The organism is Ruegeria sp. HKCCD6428, from assembly GCF_013110595.1.
In the GTDB taxonomy this organism is placed as follows: Bacteria; Pseudomonadota; Alphaproteobacteria; order Rhodobacterales; family Rhodobacteraceae; genus Ruegeria.
Genome location: NZ_WVQX01000008.1, coordinates 157,770 through 174,003, shown reverse-complemented (window position 1 = coordinate 174,003; position 16,234 = coordinate 157,770). Strand labels below are relative to the sequence as shown.

The window sequence follows — 16,234 nt, the reverse complement described above, 5'->3', positions numbered from 1 at the left end:
TTCGTTTAGTAAAGCCATTTAAGTCGACAGGATTTTTTTAATTAACTTACGCATTTCCGCCTGAAATCCTGGAAACCGCAAGGGTCCCAACAAAAAACTTCGAATTTGTGGTAGGTTATTCGGTGTTAACAAGAAATTTTGGGAGGACGAATATGAAGTACAAAACAAAATCCACCATAGTAGCGGCATTATTTGCCGCAACCGCTACGGCCGTTTACGCACAAGATGAACCTCCTATGAACTTCCTGATTATTTGGGGAGATGACATTGGGTTTTGGAATATTAGTGCCTACAACCATGGCATGATGGGTTATCAGACACCCAACATCGACCGTATAGCCAAAGAAGGCGCGCTATTTACTGACTGGTACGGAGAGCAGTCCTGTACTGCAGGACGAGCGGCTTTCATAACTGGACAATCTCCCATTCGTACGGGTTTGACGAAGGTCGGCCTTCCTGGCGCACCTGAGGGCATGCCCGTGGAAGACCCCACCATCGCTGGACTACTCAAAAACCACGGGTATATGACAGGCCAGTTTGGCAAAAACCATCTAGGTGACCGTGACGAGCACCTCCCCACCAATCACGGTTTCGATGAATTTTTCGGGAATCTCTACCATCTCAACGCAGAAGAAGAGCCTGAAAATCCAGATTATCCCAAGGATGAAACCTTTAGGGAGAATTTCGGCCCGCGCGGGGTGATCAAGTCAACCGCAGATGGCTCGATCGAGGATACCGGGCCGCTTACAAAAAAACGCATGGAAACCGTTGACGAAGAAGTCACGGCAAGTGCGTTGGACTTCATGGATAGAGCTGTTGAGCAGGACAAGCCTTTCTTCCTTTGGTGGAATTCCACTCGCATGCACATTTTTACGCATCTTAAGGAAGACTCCGACGGAGTGACGGGACTTGGTGTTTATCCTGACGGCATGGTCGAGCATGATGGGCACGTCGGTGTACTACTTGATAAACTTGAGGAGCTTGGGATCGCCGAAAACACTGTCGTAATGTATTCAACAGACAACGGAGCCGAGACCTTCACGTGGCCGGACGGTGGTACTACACCTTTCCGCGGCGAGAAAAACACGCAATGGGAAGGTGGCTATCGTGTCCCGACGGTCATCAAGTGGCCGGGCGTCATCGAGCCGGGATCGAAGATCAATGGCGTAGCTTCACATGCGGACATGTTGCCAACCATTATGGCTTCTGTCGGCGAGCCAGACATCAAAGAAAGGCTACTTGATGGTGGCGTTGAAGCGATCGGTCGCCAATACAAGGCACATCTGGACGGCTACAATCTACTTCCGTCGCTCTCAGGTGAAACTGATGATTGGCCACGCAGTGAATTCATTTATTGGACTGACGATGGCAGCGTAGCCGCCTTGCGCTATGAACAGTACAAGGTGACATTCCTAAAACAGAACGCACATGGACTTGATGTTTGGCTCTCACCTTTCGAGGTGTTGCGCGCACCGATGCTTTCAAACTTACGGAGTGATCCGTTCGAGAGAGCCGAGGAAGAGAACGCTATGGGATACCAGCGCTGGTTCCTCGAGCATATGTTCGCGATAGCTCCGGCCTCCGCCTACGTTGGGCAATGGCTTCAAAGCTTCGAGGAATTTCCGCCAAGGCAAAAACCCGGCAGCTTTAACCTCGACAACGTTATGGAGGAACTCACCAGCCGTGCCGGCAATCAATAGCTCTGACGAAAGCCAGTGATCTTGAATTTAAAGACAACGTTCTGTCGAATTTAAACGCGCAAATCATCCCCTTGGACTGAAAATTGGCGCAGTCCAAGGGAGAGAATGAACGGCGGCTTTGTCCGCGAAGCAGTCGTTCACGCCGAGTGCACCGAATGACTCTGCCGAGCCCATTGCCGACTTTGCCGGGTGATTAAAAACAGAATTGACTTGAGTAATCCCGAAGCGATTGAGCGAGACATTGGTTAACATTCCTGCCGGACACGCGCGGTGGGAGCGCAACAGGCTTTTTGGAAAGATACGAGAAAATTCAAAAAATCCTATGTATAAATAAATCCCTTGGTATTCTTTCTTTATGAATTCACTAACGAGAATTACGCGAGGTATAGGCGTCGCCTTTAAAGATGGCAGGGTGAAGGGCCTTCTAGCATTCACTACTGGCATGATCCTCTGGGCGTCGGTGTTTTACCGTTATGTCGAAGGTTGGAGCTGGCTTGACTCTATCTATTTTTCTGTTGTGACAATTTCGACCGTTGGGTTCGGTGACTTTTCTCCTGAAACAGCGGCAGGGAAAATATTTACAATTTTCTACATCATCGTTGGGCTCGGTATCTTCGTGACTGCAGCGACTACGGTGGCAGATACAATCCTGTCCCAGGACGACAAGCAAGAGGACAACTAGTTTTGCCCCGCCGAGCCACTGCGATTTCATACCCAGGCAATACGTCGACCGAACAGCCCCTCTGAAATCCAGATTTGCGATATACTTCAAATGGTTGCAGGTTTTTTGGTATTTTAAATATACATATTAATTTTTTTGAGTGTAAAGTTTGAACAAACAAATCTTGGAGGGATGGTATGGAAAAGACTCAGGACGCGAAGATTGTCGATCTCGCGATTAGATTGCTGTTTCTCGGGCTATTCCTTTACAGCGCTTTGGTAATGGTGGCCCCGCTGGCAAGCGTGGTCATCTGGGCGACGATCCTGTGCGTCGCACTCTATCCGGTTTTCGATTGGCTGCAGTCCAGGTTGGGCGGAAGAAAGAAGCTTGCGACGACGATACTGGTATTGTTGGGCCTCGTTCTGACCTTGGGACCGGTCGCGACAGCGGTATCCGGAGCAGCCGAACTTGGGTCTGGATTTGCAGAACAAGCTGACAACGGCGAGCTAAAAGTCCCACCGGCACCCGATGGCTTAAAGGAGCTGCCGCTGGTCGGAAACAAAATTGCTGAAGTCTGGGGCTTGTTTGAACGAAACCTTGACGGCGCGCTTGCCAAATACGGCGCGCAGATTCTTGAGATCACCAAATCACTGTTCGGAAAGGTCCTAAGCATAGGGCTTGGGCTCTTGGCGCTGGCCCTATCCGTCTTGATCATGGGGGCTTTGTTCAGTCCTGGTCCAAGTCTGGTGCAAGGCCTGCAGCGCTTTGCCAACCGTGTCTTTGCGCCCCGTGGCGGTGAGTTCGTTACACTTGCCGGCGCTACGATCCGCAATGTGACAAAAGGTGTGATTGGCGTGGCTGCGATTCAGGCGGTCGTGGTTTGGATATTGTTGGCGCTGTTCGGAATTGGCTCGGCCGCCACGCTGGCGTTTATCTGTTTGATCCTCTCGATTATCCAGATCGGGCCCGGCTTGGTTCTTTTGCCAGTGATTATTTACGCTTGGAGCACCATGTCCGGCGGTGCCGCGTTGATCTTCACAATCCTGGCTATTCCCGTTGCGATAATGGACAGCTTCCTAAGGCCTGTATTCATCTCAAAAGGCCTCGAAACACCAATGCTGGTCATACTCATTGGTGTTCTTGGCGGCATGATGGCCTATGGCTTGATCGGCATTTTTATGGGACCTGTTCTGTTTGCCGTGTTTTATGAGCTGTTCAAGGTCTGGATCGACGCCCCTGCAGAAGCTGAAAGCGCGGCTGAAGGAGCCACGAAATGAGAAAGACGATTTGGACCACTTTGGCCGTCATTCTTGTTTTTCTTATCTGGTATCTTGTCGCTGACCGAAAAACGCCGTTTACCGGGAATGCCAGAGTAAAGGCCATTGCGACCCAGATCGTTCCACAGGTCACCGGTACAGTGACCGAAGTTCTTGTCGAAAACGGACAGATCGTCTCGGCAGGTGATATTCTGGTTCGGATCGACCCAAGGCCCTACGAAATTCAACGCAACAAGGCGGAAGCTGATCTAGAAGCGGCAACGCAGGAGGTGGGTGCATCCTCGGCAGAGGTAAGAGCCGCGCAAGCCAAACTGGCGCGGGCCCAGAGCGATCTGGACACAATACGCATTCAAACAGAGCGTGTTTTTGCGCTGGAAAGAAAGGGACTGATCGCCGTCTCAAAAGCCGACGATGCCCGAGGTCAACTGGCAGAGTCCGAAGCAAATTATGAGAACGCCAAAGCGGATCTTGAAAAAGCAAAGCAGAGGCTGGGTGACGACGGGATCGAAAATCCAAAAATTCAGCGCGCGTTAGCTGCCTTGGCGGATGCAGAGCTAAACCTGGAATGGACTGAACTGCGTGCTCCGGCGACGGGTGTCATATCCAATCTGTTGATCGCACCTGGTACGTATGCACGGTCCGGTCAGGACCTTTTGACGTTCCTGGATGCAACCGACATATGGATAGAGGCGTATTTTACGGAAAATAACCTAGGCCGGGCAGGGGTGGGTTCTCCTGTTGATGTCGTGTTGGATATGCACCCCGGTCAAATTATCCCGGGTGTCATTGAGAGCTTCAGCGCGGCTGTATCCTTGAGCGGTGGCGATGAACCTGGCCAGTTGGCCAGCCCGCCAAGTACCAAGGGGTTTCTGCGCGAACCAGAACGGTTTCCCGTTCGGATCGTGCTGCCGGGATATGAGGCCGGAAACGCCAAAGACGAACTGCGCTTCCAACTCAACGGGCAGGCCGACGTGATCATGTATTTGAGCGACAATTCCCTGCTGAATGTGGTCGGCCGGACCTATATCCGTTTGGTCTCAATACTATCCTATGCCTATTGAGGATCGAAAATCCGTTATCCGGCTTGCGCTGGGTGTGACCGGCGTTTTCGCCTTGGGCTTGTTTCTTGGGTGGCCTTTGGCGGTTGTGGGGGCAGTTTTCACCGCGCTGTTCCTACAAGCGCCCACCGCGCTGCCGTTGGCGGCATTCGCAAAGCTGTTTGTTTTCTCTATAGGATTGATGTTCATCTCATTCCTGTTGTCGTCCGTTTTCGCACCCTATCCCGTGGTATTCCTTATTCTGGTTGCCATCGGGATCATCCTGTCCTTCATGTGGTCAGTTTCAGGGGCCGGTGTTCTACCCGGTGTCATAGCACTCATGGGGGCGTTGATGATCCCGAACCTCGTTTTGCAATCGCAGGATCTGGCGCTTGTGCTTGTATTTTGGATACCGATTAACCTGCTATTTGCAGGTTTCGTATCCACGCTGATGTTTGTGATGATCCCAGCGGAACCTCAAACAGTCGCCCAAAAGAAAGCCGACGCGCCACCAGATTTTGACCGGTACCGGCGGATCGTCAGAATGTCGCTTGTGACGCTTCCATTTGCCATAGTGTTTTTTGTGTCCGGGGCATCTGCATTGTTGGTTCTGTTCTTTGTCGCTCTTTTGAGCCAGCAACTGGCCGCCATGCCGTCGATGGGAAAAGCCGTCGCCAAAGCTATGCTTACGGCAAACCTGCTTGGGGCAGCGGTGTCGATCATTTGTTACGAGGTAAACGTGATCGCACCGGTTATTCTGACGCCCATTTTATTATGTCTGTTTTTCTGCTTCACCCTCGGAGCGCTTGGGAAATCTCAGGTCGCACTCGCAGCAGCAGCCGGTTCGGCGTTGACAACGGTTCTGATCGTTTACGGTGGGTCGGTTGCACCGTTTTCGGATGAAGCTGACGTCAAAAGTATCACGCGCGTATTGCAAGTTGCAGGGGCCGCTTTCTTCGTGATTGTCGCTTATGTCATAGTGGACGAGTTCTGGCCGGAGAGGGAAATGCAAGCTTCATGAGTTGCCTGAAGTAAAGCTTTCAGGCGTCCAATCCAGCAACAAGAACAATGTGCTTCGAAGTCAGTGTTACTATCCAAGCGCGCGTCGACAACTCAGGTTAATCCCTTTCAGATTCAACACTGTTCTTCCGAATTTGGCAAACACGGCGCGCTTATATTGCCGGCGGAAACACGGGTGCGATCGTATAAACCATCGTCTGCCTAGCCCGCCAAGTAGACACTCAAGCAAAGCTCAGCGAAAGTCGGCGATGCGGACAAAGCGGACGCTCAATCGTTTGGCTTTCGCTCTGGTTTGTATTCTGGAAGCTTGGACAAGGCCGATTTCAACGCGTCGCCCCACACCTCGGAAATGGTGCGAAAGTACTGATCGTCGGGTTCGAATCTGGACCGTGTGCCGCCTTCAAGACTGTCTTCATCGTAAAGAAGAAGGTCAAGCGGAGCTCCGACAGATAGATTGGCCTTGATCGTGGAGTCGAAGCTGACAAGCAGGAGTTTCACAGTTTCCGCAAAGCTCATCTCCGGATCATAGGCGCGCACCAGAATTGGACGACCGTATTTCGTCTCTCCAATCTGAAAGAACGGAGTGTCAGCGCCAGCCTCGATAAAGTTGCCTTCGGGGTAGATCAGAAACAGGCGAGACGGGCCGCCTTTGATCTGGCCACCTAAAATGAGTGTCGCATGAAAGGCGCTGTCGGCTTGCTGGCCGGATTGGGAATGCTCCTGTATGACGTCATTCAACGTAGCCGCGACCAGTTGCGCGACTTGGAACATTGTCGGTGCTTCCAGTATGGACGGCGAGCGATCTTCTGGCGCTTTGGTCCGCTCTTCCAGAAGGCTTATGGTGGCCTGAGTAGTCGCAAGGTTTCCGGCCGTTAGGATAGTGATCGACCGATCGCCATCAACTGTCCAATTGAACATCTTGTTGAAGGTCGAAACATTATCGACGCCTGCATTCGTGCGCGTGTCGGACATGAACACCAACCCGCGATTCAGCCGCATACCCACAGCATAGGTCATCAAGTTCTCCGTTATTGCTGTGCGACCTGCAACTGCACTGTCAATTGCTCACCCGCTGCCCCAATTCTGTTCCCTATTACTGGGGCAGCTTGGGAATAGTCCAGACCGGTCGCGACGCGTACGTATCGATCGTCAGGTGAAATCCCGTTTGAAACGTCGAACCCAACCCACCCAAGCCCGTCCAAGTACACTTCAGCCCAGGCATGGGTCGCGTCCTGTAGTTCCGTTTCGTTCATCATCAGGTAACCCGATACATAGCGTGCCGGAACTCCGATCTGTCGTGCGCAGGCAATGAAAATATGCGCGTGGTCCTGACACACGCCGCACCCGGATTCGAGTGCGTCTTCTGCGCTCCAGCCCGGGTGCGAACTTCCAATCTCGTACGCGACCTCCGTGCGAATGCTTTCGGAAAGGGCATGCATCTTTTCCAGCGGTTCGCCTTTGGGCAACGCGCCTATCACTTCGGCAACCCCTTTTCCCGGCGTTGTCTGCGGGGTGCTCCTTTTGAATAGCCACAATGGAGTCGACCCTTCGTGACGCCCGAGGACGCCATGTGTGTCTTCTACTTCTACAACGCCTTCTGAGATCAACGAGATTCTTTGGGTGTTTACGTCGAAACTGATCAATTCCACGGTGTTGCGGTGGTAGTCTTCAAAAGTCAGTTCTTTGCGCCCGCCAGTGATTTGGGTGCTCCAACTTACAATGTTCTGATTGCGGAATGACTTTGGTGTCTTTCTCAGCTGTTGCAGCCCGAAGGGAACGGGTGCATCGAAATCGTATCGTGTCTCGTGTCGAATGTGCAGTTTCATTGGCTACTCGTAGAACCTGTAATCAACCTCGATCTGTCGACTTAAGCTGCCGAGATCTGTCAGAAAATCCTGAATGTACTCATGCAGACCGATTTCGAAGATATCAGAGATTTTTTGATCCAGGTATTTCTCGTAGAGGCCATTCGAGGCCTCGCAGGAAGGCCCGGCAAAGCCATAGTCTTTCTTTAGGTAAGAAAGGTTTTCTTGAATTTTTCTGCAGCAAAAGTGAAGGCTGCGCGGCATTCGCTGATCCAAGATCAAAAACTGTGCGATATCAGACGGTTGGGTTTTCTCACCGTGGGTCATTCGATATCCTCCGCCAGCGCCGACGGAACGGAGAATGCTTTCCCATTGGATGTTGTCCAGTGATGAGCCAACTGAGAAAGCTGTGGGCAGAAGAACGTAGTATTTCACATCCAGAATGCGCCCGGTATTGTCGGCTCGTTCGACGAACGTACCAATGCGGGTGAAGTCGAAAATGTCATTGCGTAGCATCGTGCCCAATGTAGCGCCACGAACCAGGGCCGCCTGTTGGCGAATAAGCTCCAGCGTCGCAGGCAGGTCCCGCTCATTCACGCGGCGCTTCATGACATCATCAATCTGCATCCAGGTAGAGTTTACTGCGCTCCAAACATCGTGTGTCAGTGCGGTTCGAACAAGACGCGCATTGTCTCTTGCCTGCTTGATGACTGATTTGATCGAGGATGGATTATCCGCATCACGCAGCATCCAATCCACCGCGTTGTCTTTTGAAACATCATCGTATTTGGCGTGGTACCCATCCAGAACGCCGGCCGTTTTCAGAACAGAACCCCATTCTTCGGTCGAATTCTTGGTGCGGGTCAACGCCATCCGCTGACCTGTTTCAAGCAGCCTGGCCGTGTTTTCCGCTCGTTCCAGGTAGCGGGACATCCAGAACAACCCACCAGCAGTTTTTCCCAGCATGGTCAGTCCTCCAGAACCCAGGTGTCTTTGGTTCCACCGCCCTGGCTCGAGTTGACGACCAATGACCCCTTTTTAAGTGCCACGCGGGTCAGGCCGCCGGGAGTGATCTTGATCCCCTCAGGCGACACTAATACGAAAGGCCGCAGATCGACATGTCTGGGGGCCAGCCCCGACCGCGCGAAGATCGGAACGGTTGAAAGCGACAGTGTCGGTTGAGCAATATAGTTCGCCGGCCGCGCTTTGAGCTTGTCGCGGAAAGCTGAAATCTCTTTCTTGCTGGCGGTCGGGCCGATCAACATCCCGTAGCCGCCAGACCCGTGCACTTCTTTCACAACAAGCTCGGACAGATTGTCCAGTACGTAGGACAGAGATTCGGGATCGCTGCAACGCCACGTGGGAACATTTTGAAGCAGGGGCTTCTCACCCGTGTAGAATTCAACGATTTCAGGCATGTATGAATAGATCGCCTTGTCATCGGCTATGCCTGTTCCCGGGGCGTTCGCAATCGTGATACCGCCAGCGCGATAAACGTCCAGAATACCCGGCACGCCCAATGCGCTGTCGGGGTTGAAATTCAACGGGTCCAGAAAGTCGTCATCCACTCTGCGATAGAGAACGTCGATGGGTTTATAACCTCTGGTGGTGCGCATGCAGACACGCCCGTTTACAACCCGCAAGTCGTGACCTTCGACCAATTCCACGGCCATCTGATCTGCCAAGAAGGCGTGCTCGTAGTAGGCTGAATTGTAGATGCCAGGCGTCAACACGGCGACAGTGGGTTCTCCCTCGGCGCAAGCTGGCGCGCATGCAGCCAGGGACCGTCTTAAACTACGCGGGTAATCGGAAACATTCCGGACATTTGTGGCGCTAAACAGTTCCGGGAACATTTTGAGCATGGTTTCCCGGTTCTCGAGCATATAGCTCACACCGGACGGCGTACGCGCATTGTCTTCCAGCACAAAAAACTCGTCCGGCCCGGTTCGCACCAAATCAACACCGACTATGTGCGTATAAACCTTACCAGGTGGCGTGATGCCCAGCATCTGCGGCAGGAACGCTTCGTTTGCGGCGATCATCTCAGCCGGCACACGGCCTGCGCGAACAATTTCCTGACGGTGGTATATGTCATGAAGAAACGCGTTGATTGCCCGAACTCGCTGTTCGATACCTCGTTCCAGCCGCTGCCACTCTCGTGCCGAAATGACACGCGGCACGATATCAAACGGTATCAGTCGTTCCTCTGCCTCTGCTTTGCCGTAAACATTAAAGGTGATGCCCGTCAGCCTAAAAACTTCTTCGGCTTCACGCTGTTTCGCCCTCAGCCGTGATACGTCTTCAGCATTGAACCAGCGGCCGATCTCTTCATATGGACCTCTGAGTGATCCATCGCCGTTGAACATTTCATCAAAATACTCACTCATGTGTTAAGTTTCACGCTCAAATCAGAATTTTCAAGTCGTTCAGGCTCGATTTGATACTGTCGTCTTAAGTGACGTCTAATTTTCAGGCGAAATGAATATCGTGGTGATCCTAAAACCGTGGCGTTGTTCGCGTTTCCAGCTGTTGAAGCACAACGCAGCGAACGGGCAAATGAAGCCTATAGATATTGCCAATTTTCTGTGAAGGATGACCGCCCAAACTCGGATAGAGAGCGTTAAGTTCGCGCCAAGACGCCACGAACTCCTCCAATGGCTTCATCAATCAGCCTAGCCATTTTGAGTAGTCGCTGACCAGAAGATGTGTCGGCGCGACGTCCTCCTGAACCTCGGCAAATCGGCCAATTGGGTCGCGAAAAACATTGTCGGTCTCGTCGTCATTGACGGTCGAGACCTCGCCGATCAGCACATCGCCACCTTCGCCCCAAAACGCGTGCCAATCACCAGGGCGAAGGGTGACGCTTTCACCGGGGGCCAGGCGCAGTTTCTCGCCCGGGCCGTAATCGCGGCGGATACCATCCAGCCAGACTACGCCGCCGCGATCCTCTGCAAAACCTCCGGCATCATCCGAGCCGAAAAGCTCGATCACTAGGGTCGCGCCACCACGGTTGATGATATCTTCTGCCTTCAGAACATGCGTGTGCATCGGCGAAAGCTGATCTTGCCGTGAAATCAAAAGCTTCTCAGCGTAACACATGCCGCCGCCTTTCGCTAAGTCGCTCTGCAGACCGTTGCGCAGGGTGAAAAGAAACAGGCCCATCCGATCAAAATCACCGTCGCCGTAATCAGTGATATCCCAACCGCAACGCGCGTCAATCACGTGACGGGCATCGCTTTCACGAGCCTTAAATTCTTCCGGCGTCCAATAGGCAAACGGCGGCAATGTGAAACCGTGAGAGCGAATTAGCTCATTTGCTTGCGCCATAATCTCGTTGATGCGCGAACGTTTCATGCGGGCACTTTTTGAATCTTGAGAATTTCAATCACCATTGCAGCTGTCCAAGTGAAATCTCCACCCCCACACGGTTCACCGCTGATGGGATCATAGTATTCCGCAAAGCCGCTTTTCTCAATGAGGCGCAAGCTGCCAGCAAGGATACGTTGCGCCATTGCTTCCTGTCCTGATTGGATAAGCCCTTCGGCAATCATATAGTTCACGACCAGCCATGTCGGTCCACGCCAATAGCGTTTACTGTCAAAGGCGTCATCCGCCGGGTCGTGGCTTGGCACCAGATAATCGCATCGCTCGGACAGCAAGGCGATCCTTCGCACCAGGGCTTGGGCGCGCTCGGGAGGCACCTGAGCAATTGCCGCAAGTAACCCGCCGACCGTTGGCGTGTCTTGCAGAATCCCGGCGGCGCGGTTGTAACACGTGTATTGTCCAAGATTTGCATTCCATAAGCTTTCCAACGCTTCACGGCCCTTGGTGGCCATTTCGCGCGCTTCAGAGGCCATGGCAGGAATACCCAAAATCTCCGCTAATTCCGCAACATCGTCACAAGACCGAATAAGGATGGCATTGAACCCCGGGTCAACCAATCGGAAAGGCGAGGCGTCATGTAGTTTTGTGTTGTCCCATCGCAATCCGCGGAAGTGTTCCACCAACCAGATATACCTTTGGTACTGATCATCTGTCGGGCGATGATCGGGATTGGCATGTGTTGTATCGCGTCGCGTGAACGGTGCTATGCCCTCAGTCGGTACAGCATCCAGCCCTTCGTCCCAGTCCACCGAGTTGTCTCGCCCGGATTCCCACGGGTGAATGATTGCCACCAGCCCGGTGTTTTCTGGATCGCGGTTGCGGTAGAACCACTGATGCCATGCGTGGACCTTGGGCAGAAGTTCAGCAAGCCGCGTCCGGGTGGCGGCTTTGTCTTCGGCCCGATTATAGAGTTTGCGCAGGGCAAGTCCCGCAACCGCCGGCTGGGTGATACCGGTCGTCGGTACAGATTGGCCGGTTTGCCAGACGTCAGGACCGGGGAAATAGCCGTCATCGGGTTCGTGAAAAACGATATGGGGCACCATACCGTCTTCCCACTGATGGGCCATTAGGGTCTCGACCTCGACCCAAGCCCTGTCCATGTCAAAATGCGAAAAGCCTAGCGCAGACAATGCGCTATCCCAGTTCCACTGAAAGGGATAGAGACCGTGGGTAGGCACGGTATAACTGCCACGGTCGTTGCCTTCCATTACTTTGCAGGCCTGATCGATCAGCGCTTGGCTCATCGTGGTTCTCCTTTACGCAACGGCCAGAGTTGTTTTGGGGTCAAACCAGCGTCCGCGACCCTCTTGCGGCGCCAAGGTGAGTACGTCACCTGGTTTCACGTCGAGCTCACTATCCAGCACAGCGCGGAATTGGTGTCCGTCCACATCGCAAGTCACCAGCAAATGCGCGCCCAGAGGCTCCACAACTTTGGCCCGCGCTCCGAAACCCTGATCTGCAATGCGCAGATCTTCCGGTCGAATCGCCCATTTCAGCTCTTTGCCGTTTGCCGGCCCGTCAAGGTTTTGCCCTGCCACATTCCAGCGCCCGGAACCCGCTGCTTCGGCAGGAAGGAAGTTCATTGGCGGATTGCCGATAAAGCTGGCCACAAACTCGGCCGCGGGATCCCGGTACACCTCGATAGGCGAGGCGGCCTGAACTATTTTGCCCTGATGCATGACGCTGATCCGGTCAGCCATGGACATAGCTTCGACCTGATCGTGGGTCACGTAGATTGCTGTGGTTTTACTTTCAGCCAGAACACCCTTCAGCTCGGCCCGCATCTCCATCCGCAACAATGCGTCAAGGTTAGACAGCGGCTCGTCCATCAGGATCACATCCGGTTCCATCGCCAATGCACGGGCAACGGCGACCCGTTGGCGCTGACCACCCGATAGCTCGCCCGAATAGCGCTTCAGAAGCTGCTCGATATGCATCAATCCAGCGGTGCGTTCGACCCGACGTTTGACTTCCGCATCGGGCAGTTTCTGCATCCGCAGACCAAAGCCGATATTTTCGAACACCGTCAGATGCGGGAACACCGCGTAATTCTGGAACACCATCGAGATGCCGCGATCCTTTGGCGACAGGTGATCCACCCGGCGACCACCGATCCAGACCTCGCCGGTGGTCGCTGTCTCGAGCCCGGCAATGATACGCAAAAGCGTGGACTTGCCGCAGCCCGAAGCACCTAAAAGCACCATGAATTCCTGATCCGAGATGGTCAGGTTGATGTCGTGCAGAGCCTGGTAGGACCCAAAGTTCTTGGCGATGTTTTTGATCTGTATTTCAGCCATAACAGTTTCCTTTCAGCCACCGCTCAGCGGTTGGCAATACCCCACATGGCAAAGAGATATTTGCGCACGGCGAAGATGAAAATCAGTGCAGGCACCACGAGAATGAACCCGCCTGCAAATTTCAGATGCAGCGGTGCTTCGCCCAGGGTCTGCAACAGGAACGCGGGAAGCGTCCGGTTTTCGATGGTCAGAACGGCGGCTGCGAAAACCTCGTTCCACGAGATCACGAAGGCAAAGATAGCCGAGGCCGTGATCCCCGGGAGGACCAACGGCAGGATCACCTTGGTAAAGGCGGTCAGCCGCGTGCAGCCCAATGTCCAGGCCGCTTCTTCCAGCTCAAGCGGAATGCCTGAGAATAGCGAAAAGGTTATGAGCACCGCAAAGGGGATTGCCAGTGTGGTGTGGACAAGGGCCAGACCGAAGGCTGTGTCATCCAGACCCGTGCGGATAAAGAGAACCGCCAGAGGCAACGCCAGCAGTGGCAGTGGGAAAGCCCGTGTCAGCAGGATCAAAAGGCGGAACAGTTCCTTCCCCCGGAAGTCGAACCGTGACAGGGCGTACCCAGCCGGGGCTCCGATCGCGATGGACATCACCATCGTCATCAATGCAACCACAACTGAATTCCACAGTGCCGTCAGCATTCCCTGGAACCCCGCAAAGAATTCCAAGGATCCCATGTCAAATTCCGGGAGGAAGCTCTTGGGGAAGCTGTTCACAGTATCCGGTGAGGACATCGTGTTCACAAACAATAGGTAGAGCGGGACGATCACCCAGGCGCACAGCAGGATAACCCCGGCCCGGTAAAGCCCCTTCCCCGCCTTTCGTGCGTCGGGGGCAACTACGTCTGCAACAGCCGTCATATCGTGGCTCCTTTCGGGACGCGCAAGGCGCGCATAATGATCAGAGTGAAGACGATCGAGATAATCAGAACGATGATCGCGAGTGCTGCTGCTGCACCGCCATTTTGCAGATCAAACTGATAGGCGTAGATCTCGCCCATAAGCACCGGGAAAATCGTGCCCCCAAGGGCTGCGACCACGGCAAAAACCTCAAAGGCAAGGATGACGCGCAGGACCAGGGCCGTTTGCAGGGACGGGCGCAAAAGGGGCAGGGTGATCCGCGTGAATTGCTTCCAGCGCGAGGCTCCGAACACGTCTGCGGCCTCGTAGTATTCCTTGGGTATCAAGCCGATGCCTGCGACCAGGATCACAAGCATAATCGCGGTTGCGCGCCAAATCTCGGCCAGCATAATCGCAAGGAATACAATCCAGGGGGTCTGATAGCTCAGCAAACTCACAGGTTGGTCAGTGACACCCAATCCCACCATCATCGAATTCAGGAAGCCTGACTGCTCGAAGATAGCCAACCAGATGATACCAGCAGCAAGGTCCGAAATGCCCAGCGGGATGGTCCAAATGTACAGAACCAGATCGCGTCCCCTTTGCATCTTCGTGACCATTGTGGCCATCAGAAGCGAAAGGGCCAACTGGATCGGCACCACAGCCGCTGCCAGAAGAAAAGTGTTCTTCATTGAAATCGGGAACTTCCAGTAGTTCACAACCTCGCGAAAATTATCCAGTGAGAAACCGCTCTCGGTTCCAAAAGCCTGCTGCGCCACCAACGCAAACGGGTAAAGAAAGAACAGGCAGAGAAACAGAGTCACCGGGAGGATCAGAAGGTATGGCAATAGCCGCGCTTCCATCGGACCGCTCCTTCAAGTTGGGAAAATGCTGGGGAGCCGGGCCGCTATTTCAGCGGCCCGACCGTTGGAAGGTCTTACTCGACCGGGCACGCGCCTTCCGAAGGCGCATCAGGTGCCCAGCAGGGCGCGCCGGTTTCGGTCATGATTTTTTCAAGCTGTTTCTTCTGATCATCCAGTACCTGCTCGATGGGCTGGCCAGCCAGAACAATGCGTTCAAACGTATCTACGTAGACACGATTGAAATCACCGCCCATGCTGCCCAGACCTGCGGGCAACAATCCAGGATTGGCGTCTGCCGAACCGCTCATCTTGGCAACGGCTTCACCGGCAGCTTTTACCGAAGGCGGCAAATCGTCTGGCAACTCGACGTCAACTACAGGGAAGAAGTTAGTGGCTCTCAGAGTTGCGATCTGCGTCTCTGGTTGCATCAGATAAGTTACCAGAGCTTTGGCACCTTCTGCATCCGGCGCGGTGCGCGGTATGGCAACACCTGCCAGAACAGGCATGAAGCCACGGCCGGTCGGACCTGCAGGCGCCGGGAAGGCGACGAAATCATCGGGGCGTTCATTGAATGCCTGCGCCAGGCGCGAGGTGTGATCGAAGACGATCCACGCATCTCCGTTCAATAGCTGTTCCTGCATAAACGAGAAGTTGGTTGATGCAGGGTTCGTATGGCTCCAAAGCTCTTTGAATTTCTCCCATGCGGTCACAGCCTCGGGCGAAGCAAACGTTCGCACGACACCGTTAGTGTAGGACGGGTAAAGATAGCCTTGGAAAAAACGGTGTTTCAGCCCTTTGGGCCCAGCCGGAAAACCGAATTTCTTCTGACCAGTCGCTTGTTCGACATTGGCTGTCCATGCGATCAATTGGTCATAGGTCAGCGCGTTAACGTCTGCACCTTCTGGCAGGTATTGCAGCGCTTCCTTGTTGGCGGCCATGATATAGCTCGCTTGCATCCACGGCATGTATTGCAGGCTGTCCGTTCCCAGCTTAGCCAGATCGTTGAAAGTGTCCGACGCCGACATCACACCCAGATCGCTGAGATCCATCAGATCATCGGGGTTCATTGCCGAGAAGTTGCCGTGCAAAGAGCCCAGCAGATCAATACTACCCGAGCCCGCCTGCAACTCGGCTTGGAGCCGGGTCAACCAAGGGCCATCTTCGTTTGGCTGGTAATCAACTTCGCCATCAAATCCACCAAGCACCTCGGCCCGCATGGCTTGCGCCTCTTCAGCAGGACGGGCTTGGGTCGACCAGAACAGAGTTTCGGCTTGTACGGCAGCTGCGCCAACAAGAATAGCCAAACCTGATACGGCACCCGCAAGTTTCGATTGAATGGACATGTTTTCCT

Annotated in this window: 15 protein-coding genes; 5 read left to right on the top strand and 10 right to left on the bottom strand. The window is 53.8% G+C overall.

Annotation, left to right across the window (positions count from 1 at the left end; genetic code table 11):
- Positions 1-152: 152 nt before the first annotated feature.
- The 5 genes from GS620_RS17305 to GS620_RS17285 all read left to right on the top strand — a co-directional run bounded on the left by GS620_RS17305 (position 153) and on the right by GS620_RS17285 (position 5,696).
- Positions 153-1,700: an arylsulfatase gene (locus GS620_RS17305; RefSeq protein WP_171120885.1), complete on the top strand. Its 1,548-nt coding sequence runs from the start codon at positions 153-155 to the stop codon at positions 1,698-1,700.
- Positions 1,701-2,112: 412 nt separating this feature from the next.
- Positions 2,113-2,382, top strand: coding sequence for a potassium channel family protein (locus GS620_RS17300; protein ID WP_371807936.1), 270 nt, complete (start codon positions 2,113-2,115; stop codon positions 2,380-2,382).
- Between the two features lie 176 nt (positions 2,383-2,558).
- Positions 2,559-3,638, top strand: coding sequence for an AI-2E family transporter (locus GS620_RS17295; RefSeq protein WP_171230012.1), 1,080 nt, complete (start codon positions 2,559-2,561; stop codon positions 3,636-3,638).
- On the top strand, positions 3,635-4,699 hold the full coding sequence (locus GS620_RS17290) for an HlyD family secretion protein (RefSeq protein ID WP_171116978.1): 1,065 nt from the start codon (positions 3,635-3,637) through the stop codon (positions 4,697-4,699). Before GS620_RS17295 ends, GS620_RS17290 begins: the two co-directional genes overlap by 4 nt.
- On the top strand, positions 4,689-5,696 hold the full coding sequence (locus GS620_RS17285) for a DUF2955 domain-containing protein (RefSeq protein ID WP_171617162.1): 1,008 nt from the start codon (positions 4,689-4,691) through the stop codon (positions 5,694-5,696). The genes GS620_RS17290 and GS620_RS17285 overlap by 11 nt, the downstream gene beginning before the upstream one ends.
- A gap of 266 nt (positions 5,697-5,962) precedes the next feature.
- On the opposite strand, the gene GS620_RS17280 is transcribed toward GS620_RS17285, so the two are convergent.
- The 10 genes from GS620_RS17280 to GS620_RS17235 form a co-directional block, all read right to left on the bottom strand.
- On the bottom strand, positions 5,963-6,712 hold the full coding sequence (locus GS620_RS17280; protein ID WP_152459500.1) for a proteasome-type protease: 750 nt from the start codon (positions 6,710-6,712) through the stop codon (positions 5,963-5,965).
- Positions 6,713-6,723: 11 nt separating this feature from the next.
- Positions 6,724-7,521, bottom strand: a complete 798-nt coding sequence (locus GS620_RS17275) for a transglutaminase family protein (protein WP_171617160.1) — start codon at positions 7,519-7,521, stop codon at positions 6,724-6,726.
- Between the two features lie 3 nt (positions 7,522-7,524).
- Complete coding sequence (locus GS620_RS17270) at positions 7,525-8,466, bottom strand: alpha-E domain-containing protein (RefSeq protein ID WP_152459498.1); 942 nt, start codon at positions 8,464-8,466, stop codon at positions 7,525-7,527.
- Positions 8,467-8,468: 2 nt separating this feature from the next.
- Positions 8,469-9,887, bottom strand: coding sequence for a circularly permuted type 2 ATP-grasp protein (locus GS620_RS17265; RefSeq protein ID WP_152459497.1), 1,419 nt, complete (start codon positions 9,885-9,887; stop codon positions 8,469-8,471).
- Between the two features lie 280 nt (positions 9,888-10,167).
- Positions 10,168-10,854, bottom strand: a complete 687-nt coding sequence (locus tag GS620_RS17260) for a D-lyxose/D-mannose family sugar isomerase (protein ID WP_171116990.1) — start codon at positions 10,852-10,854, stop codon at positions 10,168-10,170.
- Complete coding sequence (locus GS620_RS17255) at positions 10,851-12,128, bottom strand: amylo-alpha-1,6-glucosidase (RefSeq protein WP_171617158.1); 1,278 nt, start codon at positions 12,126-12,128, stop codon at positions 10,851-10,853. The genes GS620_RS17260 and GS620_RS17255 overlap by 4 nt, the downstream gene beginning before the upstream one ends.
- 12 nt (positions 12,129-12,140) lie before the next feature.
- The gene (locus GS620_RS17250) at positions 12,141-13,181 is read right to left on the bottom strand and encodes an ABC transporter ATP-binding protein (RefSeq protein WP_171116994.1); all 1,041 of its coding nucleotides are present in this window, start codon (positions 13,179-13,181) and stop codon (positions 12,141-12,143) included.
- Between the two features lie 23 nt (positions 13,182-13,204).
- A complete protein-coding gene (locus tag GS620_RS17245) occupies positions 13,205-14,041 on the bottom strand; it encodes a carbohydrate ABC transporter permease (protein WP_171206652.1) in 837 nt (278 codons plus the stop codon).
- Positions 14,038-14,883 (bottom strand): carbohydrate ABC transporter permease, encoded by an 846-nt coding sequence (locus tag GS620_RS17240; RefSeq protein ID WP_152459492.1) that lies wholly within the window; start codon positions 14,881-14,883, stop codon positions 14,038-14,040. Before GS620_RS17240 ends, GS620_RS17245 begins: the two co-directional genes overlap by 4 nt.
- 74 nt (positions 14,884-14,957) lie before the next feature.
- Positions 14,958-16,226, bottom strand: a complete 1,269-nt coding sequence (locus GS620_RS17235) for an ABC transporter substrate-binding protein (RefSeq protein ID WP_152459491.1) — start codon at positions 16,224-16,226, stop codon at positions 14,958-14,960.
- Positions 16,227-16,234 lie beyond the last annotated feature (8 nt).